The sequence below is a fragment of the Dyella sp. AtDHG13 genome (assembly GCF_003201105.1).
In the GTDB taxonomy this organism is placed as follows: Bacteria; Pseudomonadota; Gammaproteobacteria; order Xanthomonadales; family Rhodanobacteraceae; genus Dyella; species Dyella jiangningensis_B.
The window spans coordinates 52,877-70,050 of record NZ_QICJ01000010.1 but is presented as its reverse complement, the minus strand read 5'-3'; the positions used below and the strand labels follow the sequence as shown (position 1 = coordinate 70,050).

Annotated in this window: 14 protein-coding genes; 12 read left to right on the top strand and 2 right to left on the bottom strand. The window is 68.4% G+C overall.

Annotated elements, in window-relative coordinates; genetic code table 11:
- Positions 1 to 4 precede the first annotated feature (4 nt).
- The 8 genes from glgB to BDW41_RS16540 all read left to right on the top strand — a co-directional run bounded on the left by glgB (position 5) and on the right by BDW41_RS16540 (position 11,273).
- Positions 5 to 2,191: a 1,4-alpha-glucan branching protein GlgB gene (gene glgB, locus BDW41_RS16575; protein ID WP_074549367.1), complete on the top strand. Its 2,187-nt coding sequence runs from the start codon at positions 5 to 7 to the stop codon at positions 2,189 to 2,191.
- On the top strand, positions 2,191 to 3,933 hold the full coding sequence (treZ, locus tag BDW41_RS16570) for a malto-oligosyltrehalose trehalohydrolase (protein ID WP_074549181.1): 1,743 nt from the start codon (positions 2,191 to 2,193) through the stop codon (positions 3,931 to 3,933). The genes glgB and treZ overlap by 1 nt, the downstream gene beginning before the upstream one ends.
- Positions 3,930 to 5,882 (top strand): 4-alpha-glucanotransferase, encoded by a 1,953-nt coding sequence (gene malQ, locus BDW41_RS16565; protein WP_074549183.1) that lies wholly within the window; start codon positions 3,930 to 3,932, stop codon positions 5,880 to 5,882. Before treZ ends, malQ begins: the two co-directional genes overlap by 4 nt.
- The gene (treY, locus tag BDW41_RS16560; RefSeq protein ID WP_074549185.1) at positions 5,875 to 8,433 is read left to right on the top strand and encodes a malto-oligosyltrehalose synthase; all 2,559 of its coding nucleotides are present in this window, start codon (positions 5,875 to 5,877) and stop codon (positions 8,431 to 8,433) included. The genes malQ and treY overlap by 8 nt, the downstream gene beginning before the upstream one ends.
- Positions 8,430 to 8,612 (top strand): DUF2934 domain-containing protein, encoded by a 183-nt coding sequence (locus tag BDW41_RS16555; protein ID WP_074549187.1) that lies wholly within the window; start codon positions 8,430 to 8,432, stop codon positions 8,610 to 8,612. The genes treY and BDW41_RS16555 overlap by 4 nt, the downstream gene beginning before the upstream one ends.
- 5 nt (positions 8,613 to 8,617) lie before the next feature.
- On the top strand, positions 8,618 to 10,783 hold the full coding sequence (gene glgX, locus BDW41_RS16550; RefSeq protein WP_074549189.1) for a glycogen debranching protein GlgX: 2,166 nt from the start codon (positions 8,618 to 8,620) through the stop codon (positions 10,781 to 10,783).
- 89 nt (positions 10,784 to 10,872) lie between these two features.
- Positions 10,873 to 11,082 carry a hypothetical protein gene (locus BDW41_RS16545; protein WP_074549191.1) on the top strand — a complete coding sequence of 70 codons (210 nt, stop codon included), beginning with the start codon at positions 10,873 to 10,875 and terminating at the stop codon, positions 11,080 to 11,082.
- Positions 11,079 to 11,273, top strand: coding sequence for a DUF3606 domain-containing protein (locus tag BDW41_RS16540; protein ID WP_074549193.1), 195 nt, complete (start codon positions 11,079 to 11,081; stop codon positions 11,271 to 11,273). Before BDW41_RS16545 ends, BDW41_RS16540 begins: the two co-directional genes overlap by 4 nt.
- A gap of 10 nt (positions 11,274 to 11,283) precedes the next feature.
- On the opposite strand, the gene BDW41_RS16535 is transcribed toward BDW41_RS16540, so the two are convergent.
- Positions 11,284 to 11,913 (bottom strand): hypothetical protein, encoded by a 630-nt coding sequence (locus BDW41_RS16535; protein ID WP_074549195.1) that lies wholly within the window; start codon positions 11,911 to 11,913, stop codon positions 11,284 to 11,286.
- Positions 11,914 to 11,949: 36 nt separating this feature from the next.
- A complete protein-coding gene (locus BDW41_RS16530) occupies positions 11,950 to 13,209 on the bottom strand; it encodes a divalent metal cation transporter (RefSeq protein ID WP_233496904.1) in 1,260 nt (419 codons plus the stop codon).
- A gap of 337 nt (positions 13,210 to 13,546) precedes the next feature.
- Between BDW41_RS16530 and BDW41_RS16525 the strand changes: the two genes are divergently transcribed.
- The 4 genes from BDW41_RS16525 to BDW41_RS16510 are packed head-to-tail and all read left to right on the top strand — an operon-like array spanning position 13,547 to position 17,163.
- Positions 13,547 to 14,728, top strand: a complete 1,182-nt coding sequence (locus BDW41_RS16525) for a glycosyltransferase family A protein (RefSeq protein WP_074549199.1) — start codon at positions 13,547 to 13,549, stop codon at positions 14,726 to 14,728.
- Positions 14,725 to 15,864: an acyl-CoA dehydrogenase family protein gene (locus BDW41_RS16520; protein ID WP_083337667.1), complete on the top strand. Its 1,140-nt coding sequence runs from the start codon at positions 14,725 to 14,727 to the stop codon at positions 15,862 to 15,864. Before BDW41_RS16525 ends, BDW41_RS16520 begins: the two co-directional genes overlap by 4 nt.
- Positions 15,861 to 16,568: a PIG-L family deacetylase gene (locus BDW41_RS16515; protein WP_074549201.1), complete on the top strand. Its 708-nt coding sequence runs from the start codon at positions 15,861 to 15,863 to the stop codon at positions 16,566 to 16,568. The genes BDW41_RS16520 and BDW41_RS16515 overlap by 4 nt, the downstream gene beginning before the upstream one ends.
- Positions 16,525 to 17,163 (top strand): class I SAM-dependent methyltransferase, encoded by a 639-nt coding sequence (locus BDW41_RS16510; RefSeq protein WP_074549203.1) that lies wholly within the window; start codon positions 16,525 to 16,527, stop codon positions 17,161 to 17,163. The genes BDW41_RS16515 and BDW41_RS16510 overlap by 44 nt, the downstream gene beginning before the upstream one ends.
- The last annotated feature ends 11 nt before the right edge of the window (positions 17,164 to 17,174 follow it).

The window sequence follows — 17,174 nt, the reverse complement described above, 5'->3', positions numbered from 1 at the left end:
CGCCATGACATCCGAAGCGAGCACCGAAGCGTCGAAACTGGCCCACCTGGCCGAAGGCCAACACACCGATCCGTTCGCCTGGCTGGGTCCGCACCGGCATGGCGACCGCTGGGTGGTGCGCGCATGCCTGCCCGGCGCGCGCAAGGTCATCGTCGAATGCCAGGACGGCAGCGAATGGGCGACGGCGCGCGAACGTCCCCCCGGCATCTTCGTGGCGGAAGGCACGCATCCGCCGGGGCACTACGTGCTGCGCGTGCAATGGCCCGGGCACATGCAGCGCTGCCGCGACGCCTACGCCTTCCCTACCCTGCTCGATGACGCGACGTTGCAGGCGTTTCATCAGGGCCAGCTGATTCATCCCGAACAGGTACTCGGCGCCCACGTGATGTCGATCGAGGGCGTCGATGGCGTGCGGTTCGCGGTGTGGGCGCCCAACGCGAAGCGCGTTTCCGTGGTCGGCGACTTCAACGGCTGGGATGGCCGCCGGCATGTGATGCGACTGCGCCACCAGGCCGGCGTGTGGGAGATCTTCGTGCCCGGCGTCGAAACCGGCGCCCGCTACAAGTACGAGCTGCTCGATCGCCGCGGACACCTGCTGCCGCTCAAGGCCGACCCGTACGCCCAGCAGATGGAGCGGCCGCCTGCCTCGGCATCGGTGGTGGCCGATCCCTCGCGCATCAAATGGCACGACACGCACTGGATGGCGCGCCGACAGCAAAGCCAGGGCCCGGCAGCACCCATTTCCATCTACGAAGTGCATGCGCCTTCCTGGCAGCATGCGGTTGGCCGCGATACGGACTGGAATGCGCTCGCCGATACGCTGGTGCCCTACGTGCAGGAGCTTGGCTTCACCCACATCGAGCTGTTGCCGGTGAGCGAGCATCCCTTTGGCGGCTCCTGGGGCTATCAGCCGTTGGGCATGTATGCGCCCACCTCGCGGCTGGGCAGCCCGGCCGCCTTCGCGCGCTTCGTGGACACCTGCCACGTGGCCGGCATCGGCGTGATCGTGGATTGGGTGGGCGCGCATTTTCCCGACGATGCGCATGGGCTGGTGCGTTTCGACGGCACGGCGCTGTACGAGCACGCCGACCCGCGCGAGGGCTTTCATCATGACTGGCACACGCTGATCTACAACTACGGCCGCCGCGAGGTGGCGCAGTACCTGATCGGCAGCGCGCTGACCTGGCTGGAGCGTTTCCACGTGGATGGCCTGCGCATCGACGCGGTGGCGAGCATGCTCTATCGCGACTACAGCCGCGACGATGGCCAGTGGGTGCCCAATCATCTCGGCGGCAGGGAGAACTTCGAGGCCATCGGCCTGCTGCGGGAACTGAACCGAAGGGTGAACGAGCACTACCCCGGCGCACTCGTCATCGCCGAGGAATCCACCGCGTGGGCCGGCGTGACCGCGCCGGCGGAGCACGGCGGGCTCGGCTTCAGCCACAAGTGGAACATGGGGTGGATGCACGACACGCTGCACTACATGCAGCGCGACCCGATCCACCGGCGCTTCCACCATCACGACATGACCTTTGGCATGACGTACGCGCACAGCGAGCGCTTCATCCTGCCGCTTTCCCATGACGAAGTGGTTCACGGCAAGGGCTCGCTGCTGCAGCGCATGCCCGGCGACCGCTGGCAGCGCTTCGCCAACCTGCGCGCCTATTACGGCTTCATGTGGGGGCACCCAGGCAAGAAGCTGCTGTTCATGGGCGGCGAACTGGCGGCGTGGAACGAATGGAACCACGACGACACGCTGGACTGGCGGCTGCGCGACGACCCCATGCACGAGGGCGTGCGCCAGCTGGTGGCCGATCTCAATCGCGTGCTGGTCAACGAGCCCGCGCTCCACGAGGCAGACGACGCCGCCGAAGCGTTCCAATGGATCGTGGCCGACGACCATCTGCAATCGGTGTACGCCTTCGTGCGTCACGGAAAAGACGGCGCGCCGCCCGTGCTGGTGGTGAGCAATTTCACGCCGGAGCCGCGCATGGACTATCGCCTGGGCGTGCCCGAAGCCGGCCGCTGGCGCGAGCTGTGCAATACCGACAGCGCCTTCTACGGCGGCTCCAACCTCGGCAACGGCGGCATCGTGCACACCGGGCCGCAACCGCTGCATGGCCACGGGCAATCGCTGGCCTTGCTGCTGCCGCCGCTTTCCACCCTGATTCTGCGCGCGGAGGACGCCTGATGGCCAGGGCATGCTGGGGCGCCGCGCCGCTGTCCGATGGCCATGTGGAATTTCGCCTGTGGGCGCCGGCTGCCGGCGAGGTCATGCTCGTCACCGGCAACGACGTGGGTTCCATGCGCGCCATCGGCCATGGCGTGCATGCGTGCCGGACGGACGCGCGCGCGGGAACGGCGTATCGCTTCCGCGTCGATGGCGTCGAAGTTCCCGATCCCGCCTCGCGCGCGCAGCAAGGCGACGTGGATGGCCCCAGCGTCGTGGTCGATCCACAGGGTTACCGCTGGCAACACGACGATTGGCAAGGCCGGCCCTGGCACGAGGCCGTAATATGCGAGGTGCACGTCGGCGCGCTGGGCGGCTTCGACGCCGTGCGGCAACGCCTGCCGGAATGGCGCGACGCCGGCTACACGGCGATCGAACTGATGCCGGTCGGCGAGTTTCCCGGCCAGCGCAACTGGGGCTACGACGGCGTGCTGCCCTATGCGCCCGAAGCCAGCTACGGCACGCCCGAGCAACTCAAGGCGCTGGTGGATGCGGCGCATGCGCTGGGCCTGATGGTGCTGCTGGACGTGGTCTACAACCACCTGGGACCCAGCGGCAACGCGCTGCCGCGTTACGCGCCGCGCTTCTTCCGCAGCGACCTGCGCACGCCCTGGGGCGACGCCATCGATTTCCGTCAGGCCAGCGTGCGGCGGTTCTACATCGACAACGCGCTGATGTGGCTGCTCGAATACCGCATGGACGGCCTGCGCCTGGACGCCGTGCACGCCATTCGCCCGGCGTCGTTCCTGCTGCAATTGGCCGACGAGATTCGCTGCCGCGTGCCATCCGGCCGGCATGTGCACCTGGTGCTGGAGAACGAGAACAACGACGCGCGCCTGCTGCCCGCGCCCTACACCGCGCAATGGAACGACGACGGCCACAACGCCCTGCACGTGCTGCTGACCGGCGAGCACGAGGGCTACTACGCCCACTTCGCGCGGCGCCCGTTGACGCAACTGGTGCGCGTGCTGGGCGAAGGCTTCGCCTTCCAGGGCCAGCGCGACCGCCATGGCCGGCGGCGCGGCCAGCCCAGCGGCGGGCTTCCACCCACGGCGTTCGTGCTGTTCCTGCAGAATCACGACCAGATCGGCAACCGCCCTTTCGGCGAGCGGCTGATCGCGCTGATCGACCGCGACCGCTGGCGCGCGGCGATGGCGCTGGTGGCGCTCTGCCCGATGGTTCCGCTGTTCTTCATGGGCGACGAATGGGGCTGCGCCACGCCCTTCTACTACTTCACCGATTACCACGACGAACTCGCCGCCATGGTGCGCGACGGGCGGCGCAACGAGTTCGCCGCGTTCTCGGGCTTTGCCGACCCTGAGCGGCGCGCGGCGATACCCGACCCCAATGCGCTGTCCACCTTCGAGGCCTCGCGCCCCGCGGATGCGCACACCGTCGATGCGCAGGCGACGCGTCGCTGGTTCCGCCACCTGATGGAGCTGCGCATGCAGCATCTGGTGCCCGCGCTTGCCGACAGCCGCGCGCTGGGCGCGGACATCCTCGGCGCGCGCGCCCTGGCGGCACGCTGGCGGCTTGGCGATGGTTCCGTGTGGACGCTGGCGTTCAATGCCGGCGAGCAGGCGCTGCGTTTCCATCCTGGCGGCTCCGCCACCCGCGTGCACCTGGAAGCGGCGCGCGTGAGCGAGGACACCGAAACGCTGCCGCCGGCCAGCCTCGCCGCCTGGCACGAGCCCTCCCCATGACGGCAGACACGCTGCACAGCCGCGCCCGGAAAGCGGGCATCGAAGTGCATTGGGTCGATGCCCAGGGCACGGCGCGTACCCTGGCGGACGACACCGTGGCCGCCTTGCTGGACCTGCTCGCGGATCACGATGCGGAGGCGCCGGCAGGACTCGATGTCGTGCGCGCGGGCATGCCGCTGGATGACGCATCCAGCACGACATCGTTGTTCGACCTGCAGAGCGGACGCGAGGTGCCGCTGATCACGGACACGCATGGCCGCGCGCTGGCGCCGGAACAACCCGGCTACTACGCACAGGCGATGCCGGGTCGCGCGGATCGCCAGCTGGCCGTCGCGCCGTTGCGCTGCCGGAGCGTCGCCGATCTCACCGGTTGCGACGCACCGCGAAGCTGGGGCGTGGCCGTGCAGGTCTACGGCTTGCGCAGCGACGGCAACGGCGGCCTGGGCGGCAGCCTCGCCGCGTGCGAACTCGGGCAGCGCGTGTCGGAGGCCGGCGGCAGCGCCGTGGCCTTGAGCCCGCTGCACGCGCACGGGCCCATCGATGCTCATTTCAGCCCGTACTCGCCTTCGCATCGCGCCTGGCTCGACACCTTGCAGGTGGCTCCGTACCAGATCACCGGCAACGAGGCGTTCCAGGATGCGCTCGAACACAGCGGCCAGACCGCGGCCTGGGCACGCGAAGAGCGCCGGCCGCGGATCGACTGGATCGCGCAGGACCGGATGCGCCAGTCGGTGTGGAAGAGCCTGTTCACGCGCTGGGGACGCGCCGCGCACATACGCCGTCAGCTGGATTTCTTCGTGCAGCGCCGTGGCCCGGCACTGACGCGTCACGCCGCCTTCGTGGTGAGGCAGCGCCAGGCGCGCGAGCGCGGCGAATCGACCGACTGGCGCCGATGGCGCCACCATCTGCATGGCGATCTCGATGCCCTCGCGCGCGAGCACGCCGAAGACGTGCAACTGGAATGCTTCGCGCAGTGGCTGACCGCGGCATGCTGGGACGACACGCAGCGCCGGCTGCGCGAGCAAGGCCAGGCGATCGGCCTGATCTGGGATCTTGCCGCCGGCTTCTCTCCTTCCGGCAGCGAGGCGTGGCAGCACCGGCATCTGGTGGTGAGCGGCGCGCGCCTGGGCGCACCGCCCGATGCCTTCAACCCCGACGGCCAGGATTGGGGTTTGGCCGCCTATGCGCCCCATGCACTGCGACGTTGCGGCTACCAGCCCATCCGCGATCTGCTCGCGCGGATGATGAGCCGCGGCGGCGGCCTGCGCATCGACCACATCCTGGGCTGGGCCCGTGTCTGGTTGGTGCCGGAGGGTCGCTCGCCGCGCGAGGGCGGCTATGTGCGTTATCCGCTTCACGACCTGCTGGGCCTGCTCGCGCTGGAATCGTGGCTGCGCCATGCCGTGGTGATCGGCGAGGACCTGGGCACCGTGCCGCCCGACCTGCGCGCCACGCTGGCGGCCAGCGGCGTCATGGGCATGGACGTGCTGCCGTTCTGCCGCGATGCGCCGGGGCGCTTTCTCGACCCGTCGCGCTGGCGCAGCGATGCCGTCGCCATGAGCAGCACGCATGACCTGCCGCCGCTGGAAGGCTGGCGGGAAGGATGCGATATCGAGCAGTTGTCGCGCATCCAGCAGTGGCCCGAGCCGCAGCGGATCATCGCGAAATCGCGCCGCGCCGCGGACATCGCCCAGCTCGATCGCATGCTGGCGCGCTTCCGTGCACGCACGCCACGGCAGGCCGCGTTGCGCGCCGTCGCGGCGAGCCCGTCGCCGCTGGCCCTGTTTCCGCTGGAAGACCTGCTCGGCGAGCGCGAACAACCCAACCTGCCGGGCACGCTGCATCACCAGCATCCCAACTGGCGACGCCGCCTGAACTGGCGACGCCCGCGACTTGCCGCCTCGTTGCGCCTGGTGGCGCGCCAGCGCAAGGCGGTCGCGCATGCCTGAACTGCGCGCCACGGTGCGGCTGCAACTGCACGCCGGCTTCGACCTGCATGCCGCTGCCGCCCAGGTGCCCTATTACCAGCGCCTAGGTGTCAGCCACCTGTATCTCTCACCTATTGCCCGTGCGCGGCCGGGCTCCACGCATGGCTATGACGTCATCGATCCCGGCGTGGTGTGTCCGGAGCGCGGCGGCGAAGCCGGCCTGCGCGCGCTGGGCGCCGCGCTGCGCGATCACGGCATGGGCGCCATCCTCGACATCGTGCCCAACCACATGGCCGCCGATGCGCGCAACCCGTGGTGGTGGGATGTGCTGCGCCATGGACGCCACAGCCGTTACGCGCGCCATTTCGATATCGACTGGGACTCGCCCGCCTCGCCGGGCCGCGTGTGGCTGCCCTGGCTCACCGCACCGCTGAGCGAGGTACTTGCGCGGGGCGAACTGCGCGTCGAACCACGCGACGGCGAAACCCTGCTGGTGCACGACGACTGGACGCTGCCGCTGGCCATGCACGACACGCCTCCGGAAGCATGCGCAAACGCCGCCGCCCTGCGGCAGCTGCTGTGCCGGCAACCGTATCGCCTCGCCTGGTGGCGCAGCAGCAGCGATGCGGTGAACTATCGGCGCTTCTTCGACATCGACGGCCTCGTCGCGCTCGACATGACCTGCGATGAGGCGTTCGACGCCGTGCACGCGCTGCCGCTGCGCTGGCTGGCCGAGGGCCTTGTCGATGGCCTGCGCATCGACCACGTGGATGGCCTTGCCGATCCGCGTGCCTATCTCTCGCGATTGCGCGAGGCGATGGATGCCGCCGTGGCCCCGCGCGCGGATGCGATGCGCCCGAGCCTCCATGTCGAAAAGATCCTGCGCGGCGACGAGCAGCTGCCGACGGATTGGCCCACGGACGGCACCACGGGCTACGAGATGATGGATCGCATCGGCGCCGTGCTGCACGACCCCTTGTCCGCACCTGCGCTCAGACGCAGCTGGCGCTCGCTGAGCGGCCGAACCACATCGTTCATGCTGGAGGAACGGCTTGCCCGGCGGCAATGGCTGCATCGCGGCCTGCATGCCGATTTCACCCGCTGCATGCGCGCCCTGCAGGACTGCCTTGCATCGGCGCCGGAGCATGGCGACTACACGCCCGCCGCGCTGGAACGCGCCTGCGCCGACGTGCTGGCCGAGCTGCCGGTCTATCGCAGCTATACCGTGGGTGCGGCGCCGTCCACGCAGGACGCCCGGATGCTGGCGCAGGCGTTCGATGCGGCCGATGTTCATGGCCATCCGGATGGCGCCGATCTGCGCCACTGGTTGCGCTCGCTGCTGCTTGGGCGTGGCGAAGGCGACGCAATGCCGTCCGAACGGGTTGCGCAGGCGCGTCGCCGCTTCGAGCAGTTATCCGCGCCGCTCGCGGCCAAGGCGGTGGAGGACACGGCCTTCTATCGCTATGGCGTGTGGCTGTCGCGCAACGAGGTGGGCAGCGACCCTGCGCGCTTCGCGATGGACGCGGACAGCTTCCATCACGACATGGAGCAGCGCGCCACCATCGCGCCGCGCGCACTGACCGCCACCGCCACGCACGACCACAAGCGCGGCGAGGACGTGCGTGCGCGTCTCGCCGCGCTCAGCGAAATGCCCGCGCGCTGGACGAACGCACTGGCGCGCTGGATGCCGCGCCTCCACGCAACAGCGCCCGTGCTGGCAAAAGGCGACCTGGCGATGCTGCTGCAGACCGTGGTCGGCGCGTGGCCGCTGGATGCCGCCAGCGACGGCGAAGCCGCCTATAAAGAGCGTATCCAGCGCTGGTGGATCAAGGCGCTGCGTGAAGCACGCCTGCACACGCATTGGACGTCCCCGCAGGTAGCCTATGAAAGTGCCGCGACCGAACTGGTGCGGCGACTGTTCGACGCGAACGAGCTGGCCGACGTGCGGCACGACGTGCATCGCCTGGCGCGCGAGCTGGATACGGCCGGTGCGCTCAACGGACTGGTCAGCGTGACCTTGCGCCACACTTTGCCGGGCGTGCCCGATCTCTATCAGGGATGCGACTACTGGGATCTGTCGCTGGTGGATCCGGACAACCGCGCACCGGTCGACTACGAAGCGCGGCATCGCAGCCTGTCGGTGGAGGCATCGACCAGCGAACGGCTTGAACGATTCCGCGATGGCGCCATCAAACAGGTGTTGATCCAGCGTCTGCTCGCGGCGCGGCATGCGATGCCGCAGGTGTTCGGGCAAGGCGACTACCAGCCATGGCTGGCGCAGGGCGCGGCATCGGATCACGTGCTGGCCTTCGCGCGGCGGCATGGCGACAACGCGCTGCTGGTGGCCGTGCCTCGCCACTGCATGCGCTGGATGAGCGCAGCCACCGTGCCGCGCGTGCCAGCCGTCGCCTGGCAAGGCACGCGCCTGCCGGCCCTGCCCGGCTCGTGGCGCTATCGCTCGGCGCTGAGTAGCGAAGCCGTCACGCCGGACGATGAAGGCGGCTGGCCCGTAAGCACGCTGTTCGCCGAATGGCCCGTCGCCGTCCTGCATGCGCAACCGGAGGATTCATGACCGACCCCAAGCAACGCGAGGAACGCATCCGCCAGATGGCGCACCGCATCTGGGAATCGGAGGGCTGCCCGCAAGGGCAGGAAGAACGTCACTGGAAGATGGCCGAGCGCCTTATCCAGGCCAGCGAGGACACCGCCGACACCGGCAGCCAGCCGTTGAAAGACCCGGACAAGGAGTGACGCCGATGGCGGGTATCGATGTGCATGACGCGGAGCCCCAGCCTGCCCGGCGGCCGTCGCGCATCCGCGAGGGCATGCCTTTTCCGCTGGGCGCGACCTGGGATGGCCTGGGCGTGAACTTCGCGCTCTTTTCCGCGCACGCCACGCGCGTGGAGCTTTGCCTGTTCGACGAACAGGGCCGCGAGACCGAACGCCTCGCCCTGCCCGAGCACACCGACGAGGTATGGCACGGCTATCTGCCCGATGCACGCCCCGGCCAGCGCAACGGCTACCGCGTGCACGGCCCGTACGATCCCGAGGCCGGCCATCGCTTCAATCCGCACAAGCTGCTGATCGACCCTTACGCCAAGCAGCTGGTGGGCGAACTGATCTGGAACGATGCGCTGTTCGGCTACGTCATCGGCCATCCCGATGGCGACCTGAGCTTCGACGAACGCGACAGCGCGCGCTACGTGCCCAAGGCGCTGGTGATCGATCCGGCCTTCACCTGGGGACGCGAACGGCGGCCCATGATTCCCTGGGACCGCACCGTCATCTACGAAACCCACGTGCGCGGCTACACCATGCGGCACCCACGCGTGCCGGAGGAATTGCGCGGCACCTTTGCCGGCATGGCGGTGAAGGAGGTGGTCAATTACATCCGCCGCCAGGGCATGACGGCGGTGGAGCTGATGCCGGTGCATGCCTTCATCGACGACAAATACCTGCTGGACCTGGGGCTGCGCAATTACTGGGGCTACAACACGCTGGCCTTCTTCGCGCCGCAGCCGCGCTACATGGCCACCTCCACCGTCAACGAGTTCAAGGAGATGGTGGCCCACCTGCACGACGCGGGCCTGGAGGTGCTGCTGGACGTGGTCTACAACCACACCGCCGAAGGCAACCAGAACGGGCCCACGCTCTCGCTGCGCGGCATCGACAACGCCAGCTACTACCGGCTGGCGGACGACCCGCGCTACTACATCAACGACACCGGCACCGGCAACACGCTCAACCTCAGCCATCCGCGCGTGCTGCAGCTGGTCACCGATTCGCTGCGCTACTGGGCCGGCGACATGCGCGTGGACGGCTTCCGCTTCGACCTGGCCACCATCCTCGGGCGCGAGTGGCATGGCTTCGACCAGGGCGGCGGCTTTCTGGACGTATGCGGCCAGGATCCCATGCTGAGCCGCGTGAAGCTGATCGCCGAGCCCTGGGACCTCGGCCCCGGCGGCTACCAGATGGGCGGATTTCCGCCGGGCTGGGCGGAATGGAACGACCGTTTCCGCGACACGCTGCGCGCCTTCTGGCGCGGCGACGAAGGCCGCCTGCCGGAGCTGGCGACGCGCCTCACCGGCTCGTCAGACCTGTTCAACCGCCGTGGCCGCAAACCCTATGCATCGATCAACTTCATCACCGCGCATGACGGATTCACCTTGAACGACTTGGTCAGCTACGACGAAAAGCACAACGAGGCCAACGGCGAGGAAAACCGCGACGGGCCGGACTACAACTACAGCTGCAACCACGGCCACGAAGGCGCGACGCAGGACCCCGCCATCCTCGCCTTGCGCTCGCGGCAGCAGCGCAACCTGCTGGGCTCGCTGCTGTTGTCGCAGGGCACGCCCATGCTGCTTGCGGGCGATGAGTTCTCGCACAGCCAGCAAGGCAACAACAACGCCTACGGACAGGACAACGACCTGACCTGGATCGACTGGCTGGCCGCGGCTGAGAGCGCCGACCTGGCTGCCTACGTGCGGCGCCTGCTGGCCATCCGCAACCGCTACCCGCTGCTGCGGCGCAAGCACTTCCTCACCGGACTCAAGGACGAACGCTCCGGCATCCGCGACGTCGCCTGGCTGCGCCCCGAGGGCGGCATCATGGAGGAACCAGACTGGCGCGACGCGCAGCGCAAGACCATCGGCATGCTGCTGGAAGGACGCGCCGAGGAATCGGAGAACCGCAAGGTCGGCTCCAAGTACAGCCTGCTCCTGCTGCTGCACGCGGGCGATGCGCCGGAGTCCTTCCTGCTGCCCGCCACCGACGGCGCCGCGGGCTGGCAACTGCTGGTATGCAGCGAACCCCGGCTCGGGCACGGCGCGCATCACGGCGACAACACCGGGTTCGAGTTGCCGCCACGCACGCTCGCCCTGTTCAGGGCCCGCGTGCCGCCGCAGAAACGCCGTCGCTGAACCCTCGCCTGCATTGCTCACGCGCGCTGCGCATCCGCCTCACGCGGCCCGCCCGACCATTCACGCCAACGCAAACGCGGAGGCACGCCATGTCCAGCAAAGACCGAAAGGACCTTCCGCATCCGGACGATCGCAAAGACGATGAGCGCGCGCAGACCGCGCCGGAAACCGAGGCGGAGCGACGCGAGCGCAAGCGCCGCGAGGCGGAGAACCACGACGAGGCGCTGGAGGAAACCTTTCCCTCGAGCGATCCCGTGTCGCCCTTCATTCCTTCTCGCGCTCCCGGAGAGAACGCATGAGCCAGGACATCAAATCCGACGGCAAGCGCGAACAGGCGGTCGCGCATCGCACGCGCATCGACATCACGCAGGAAAACGAATGCCGCGACTGGGCGGAGCGTTTCGGCATCTCCGAGCACGAGCTGCGCGAGATCGTCGCCAAGGTCGGGCCGATGGCCGACGACGTACAGCGCGCGCTGGAGCAGCGCTAAGCGGCGGCGCTCAGAACGTGACGTTCCAGCCCACCGTCAGCCAGGTGCCCTGCCCGCTGGCCGAGCCCTTGCCCGCGAGCACATCCACGCTGGCACGATGGCTGTATTTCCAGCGCACGCCCAACTGGTTGATCGATTCCCTGTTCCAGGGCTGCAGGCGTTCGGCGATCAGCGACAACCGCTCGCTGAGCTGGTAGCGCACACCCAGCCCCACCAGCATCTTCCATCGTTGCGGCGGCGCGCTGATGGCGCCGAGATCCGTATTGATCGACCAGCGCTTGTCGTCGTCCGGCGTCCAGGTCATGGCGAGATAACCGTTCCTGCTGATCCAGCGGCCGCCCTGCGCGGTGCCACCGATATTGGCCGCGATGCCGAAGCGGTGCTGCTCGGGGTCGCGGATCATCCATTTGATGGCGGGACTTTCCTGGTGCTGGAAAGGATGATCCTGCGCGGACACGCCCAGCGACCATTCCACCGGGCCCGTGCTGCACGCCGGCAGCGTATTGAGCACGGCCGCGCCACCCGACAGCCATTGCAACCAGCTCTGCACCTGGCAGTGGCCGGCCGGCGTGATGCCGGCGTCGTCCACCACGTAGGCACCCGCGCCGGCGTGGACAAGGCCAGGGATCAGCGCCGCCATGGCCAGACACTGGCTGGCTAGTCCGCGCCAATGCATTCAGCCCTTGCCCAGGGTCAGGAACATCACCACCACCGCCGCGCCCATCGCGACCGTCGCGCACCAGCCAAGAACGTGCAGCCAGCCGCGCAGCACGTGGTCGCCCATCACCTTTCGTCGTCGCGACACCAGCATGATCGCCACCATCAGGGGCACGGCGCATACGCCATTCACCACGGCGCTCCAGTACAGCGCCTTGATCGGGTCGATGGGCGAGAACGTCAGCGCCGCTCCCAGCACCATCGTTCCTACCAGCACAGCATAGAAGAGCTTGGCCTGGCCAGGCTTGCGCGCCAGGCCATAGCGGGCGTGCGCGGCACCCGCCACGGCGAACGCGGTCGATCCCGCCAGCACAGGCACCGCGAGCATGCCGGTGCTGATGATGCCCAGCGAGAACAGCGTGAACGCGAAACGGCCGGCCACAGGCCGAAGCGCCTCCGCCGCATCGGCGGCGGATTTCACATCCATCTTGCCGTGGGCATGCAGGGCCGCCGCGGTGGTGAGGATCATCGCGAACGCGATGACGTTGGAGAAGATCATGCCGACGCTGGTATCCAGCGCGATGCGCCGGAACGCATCAGGCGCCTGGTCCGTGGCGTGCTTGAGTGGATCGCGCCCATTGTTTTCCCGCAGCTCCTCCACTTCCTGCGCGGCCTGCCAGCAGAACAGGTAAGGACTGATAGTGGTGCCGAGCACGGCAACCACACCCGTGAGGTACTCGGCATTCCACGGGGCATGGGGAAACACCAGGGCGCGCATGGCGGTTCCCCAGGGAATGTGGATGGTGAACAGCGTGGCGACGTAGGCGAACAGCGTCAGGGCCAGCACCTTCAGCAGCGGCGCGTATCTATCGAACGACAGGAACACCTGCAGCAGCGTGGACACCACGCCGAAGGCGATGGCGAACAGCACGGCCGAGCCGCCGACCAGCAGCTGCGCGGCGGCGCCCATCGCCAGCAGGTCGGCGCCCACGTTGATGACGTTGGCGACGATCAGCAACGCCACCAGCGTCCACACCACCGCGCGCGGGAAATGCCGCGAAAGCGTATCCGCCAGGCCGCGTCCCGTAACGCGGCCGATCCAGCCGCTCGCCATCTGGATGGCGATCATCAGCGGTATCGTCAGAAAGACGATCCACAGCATCCCGTAGCCGAACTTGGCGCCCACCTGCGAATACGTGCCGACGCCGCTGGGGTCGTCGTCCGCCGCACCGGTGACGAATCCGGCGCCGAGCCGCTTCCACCAGGATGTCTTGCCCACGTCCTTCGCGTCGTCTGCCACTGCGCGCGCCCATGCAAGAAGGAAGTCCATCGTTCGCTGGATCGCCGCCCGCCAGCGGGACACACGGATCACCGGCGAAGGACATCCTCGTCCGTCGCCCTCGGCGGTGGAATCACCATACCCGCGGTGCGTCATGCGGACGGCGGAAATTCGTGAAGGCGCTGCCGACAATCGGGCGGCGTAGGCAACGCGCACTCACCATTGGCTACCAAGAACTCGACAGGTCGTTCACCACGCCACCGACAGCATCCAATCGCCTTTCGCATTCGCCACGGGATGCGTGCGCCAGGCACTGACAGAACGTCGAGGACCACGTATGCCGAACGAGCCCACCCTGGCCGGATTGCTATCCGGCACGCGCCTTCACCGCTCTTGGTACAACGATGCATGGCGGCGCGCGTCGCTGGACTGCGTCGTTGCGATACCGGCGCTGGACGAGGCCACGCGCATTGCGCGATGCCTGGCCAGCCTGTCGGAGCAGACGCTGGCGGCGCATGGCGTGCTGGTGTTCGTCAATGGCACTACCGACGATACATTCCAGGCCGCCGTCGACTATGGCCGCGAGCATGCGCTTCCCTTGCACGTCATCGATGCCGACCTGCCGGCGCATCGCCGCGATGCCGGCGCGGCGCGCTGCGCGGCGATGCATCTGGCATGGAAAAGCCTGGCCTCTCCGGAGGGCGCGCTCTTCACCACGGATGCCGACAGCGTCGTGCCGCGCAACTGGATAGAGCGCTATCGCGCGCTGCTTGCCTCGGGCTACGACATGGTTGCGGGCATCACCGACATCTGCGCGGGAGACGACAGCGACATGCCGCGATCGCTCAAGGCGCGCGGCCGGCTGGAGCAGCGCTACGAGCGCTGCCTGGACGCGCTCGAATGCAGGCTGGATCCCGTCGCGCACGATCCGTGGCCTCGCCACTACCAGGCGAGCGGCGCCAACCTGGCCGCCAGGGTATCGGCGCTCGACCATCTGGCCGGGCTTGCCTGGCCATCGCATGGCGAGGATGTGCATCTCGTCACGCAGGCCGAAGAGCACGGCCTGCGTGTTCGCCATGACACGTCCTGCCGCGTGCAGACGTCCGGACGTATATTCGGTCGCGCGCGCGGCGGCATGGCGGACACCATGCGCCATCGCATCCTTGAACCCGACTCGCCCTGCGACGGCCGGCTGGAAGCGCTGGAGCGCGCGTATTTCAGGGCACGCGTGCGACGCGCGTTTCGCGACCTGCATGCGTTGGGAACCCCCGGTACCGGAGACCTCGCGGCATTCGCGCGGCGCATTCGCCTGCCCGTTCGATCCGTAGCCGACGCGCTGTGCTCGCCGTGTTTCGCGGCGGCGTGGTCGCTGGTGGAAAGGCATTCGCCGCGCCTGCGCCGCGAACCGATCCGGCCCAGCCAGCTGCTGCGCCACTGCGTGCGCGGCGAAGCCTTGCTCGCGCGGCTCGGCAATAGTGACGTACAAACCGAAGCCGCCAGCCTGGTCAATGCACCATGAACGCCGCGGCGGAACAGGCGCGCAGCGCACCGGCCCGACCGCTCGCGTTCGATCGCGAGGAACTACGCCGCGTACTCGATCCGCTCGCCGTCGAGGACGACCGCGTCGATGGCGCGCCCGTGGAGGCGTTGAACTATCTCGTCGCCTGCGGCGCCACCACCGCCGTGCTGCCTGCGTCATTCGGTGGCGCGGAGTTCGGATGGTCGCCGCGAGCATCCCTTGCGTTGAGCCATCTGCTTCGCTGCCTGGGCGGCACGCATCTTTCGCTCGCCCGCCTGTACGAAGGCCACGTCAACGCGTTCCAGCTGATCTGGACGTTTGGCCAACCGCACCAACGCGACGCGCTGTGCCGCTACGTCGCCGACGGCGGATGGCTGGGTGTGTGGAACGCGCCGCATCCCGATGGCCCGCTCCAGCTCGGCATTCGCGGGCCCGGCCAGTACACGCTGGACGGCATGAAGGCCTACGCATCCGGCGCCGGCCTGATCGACCGCCCGCTGGTCACCGCTCGCCACGATGTGCTGGGCGAGCGCATGGTGTGGCCGGCCGCAAAATACCAGGCGGGCGGCCGCCATGAATGGGAGATGCTGGGCATGCGCGCCTCCATCACCCTGCCGGTGCGCTACCAGCACGCCGTGGTGGAACGCGAGGAAATCATCGGTGGCGACGGCGACTACCACAAGGAGCCGATGTTCACGGCCGGCGCCTGGCGTTTTCTCGCTGCCCAGATCGGCGCGGGCGAGCGCCTGCTCGAGGAAATGATGCACGAGCTGACCGTCGCGCAGCGGGACGGCGACCCGCATCAGCGCGCTCGAGTATCCGATGCCTGCGTCGCCGTGGAATCGTCCCTGCTGTGGCTGGATCGCGCACGCGCCGCAGCCGACTCGCAAGGCTCCGCCGATGAGATCACGCACGTCGTGCGCATGGCGCGGCTGGCCGTGGAGCGCCATCTGCTCGATGTCATCGAGCTGGTGCAGCGCTCCATCGGCCTGGCGTCCTTTCGTCGCGCCACGCTTATCGAGCGCATCGCGCGCGACCTGCAGACCTATCTTCGCCAGCCGGCGCCCGATCGCGTGCGCGACCAGGTGGCCGCTCATGCGCTGGCGAAATCGTGCCCGACGGAGGTGCACCCATGAGCTATGCCAGCGCCTTGCGATGCCTGCCTCTTGTCTCGCCCGAAGAGGTGTTCGGCGACGACGGCCTCGTGGTGGTTGCGCCGCATCCGGATGACGAGACCCTGGGCTGCGGCGGCCTGCTGGCGTGGGCCAGCCATCACGGCCTGCTGCGCCACATCGCCTTTCTTACCGATGGCGGGAAATCCCACCCCGATGGCTTGCAGGATCTTCCCGGCATCCGCCGCGCGGAAGCCGTCGCCGCCGCCGCGCAGGTGGGTTGCGGGCCCGGCCAACTCAGTTTTCGCGGATTGCCCGACGCGGGCCTGGCCGCGCTGAACGACGAAGAGCGCCGCCAGACGGTGCAGTGGCTGCGCTCGCTGATCAGCGGCATGGGCACGTGCAAGTGCCTCGTTACCGCGCAAACCGATCCGCACGGCGACCATCGCGCCGCCTACGGCCTAGTGTGCGAAGCCATCGAAGGCCTGCCCGACGTGACGCTGATGACCTATCCGATCTGGAGCTGGCTGATCGAGGACACGCCGGCGGCGCTCGACGGCGTGCGCGTGCGCGTGGGCGACTACCGTCCGGCGAAGTCGGCAGCCATACAGGCCTATGCCTCGCAGCTTGGCAGGCATCCGCTGGACGTGGAGGGATTCGTGCTGCCGGAGGAGCTACTGAACCATGTCGACACCGACATCGAAGTCTTTCTCCGTCCGGAGCTATGACCACGACTATTTCGAGCGGCTCTACCGCGCGCGGCCCGATCCGTGGTCGGTACTCACCAGCGACTACGAGCTCGCCAAGTTCGCGCGCAGCATGCAGTCGCTGGAAAAACCGACGTACGCGCATGGACTGGAACTGGGCTGCTCCATCGGCGGCCTGACGCGTTTCCTCACCGCGCGCTGCCGCATGCTCACCGCGGTGGACACCAGCCACCATGCGCTGCGCCGCGCGCGCCGGCTGTGTACCGGCGCGAACGTGAGGTTCGTGCAGGCGCATCTGCCGGATGGCGCGTTCGAGGGTCCGTTCGACCTGCTCGTGCTTTCCGAGGTGCTCTACTACTTCAACGAAGCCGAACTGAAGCAACTCGCCGGCCGCCTGTCGCGGGTGATGGCGTCGGACGTGGAGATTCTCGTGGTGCACTGGACGGGGCGCACCGATTACCCGCTCAGCGGCGACCGTGCGATGGACGTGTTCCGGCATCACATGCATGCCCAGGTACGGCGGCACATGAGGCACCCCGCCTACCGGCTGGAGACATGGACATGCACGCCCCGTCCGGCCTGCGTGGCCATCGGTTCCGCGCAGCGGACGCCATGACCAGACAGGCG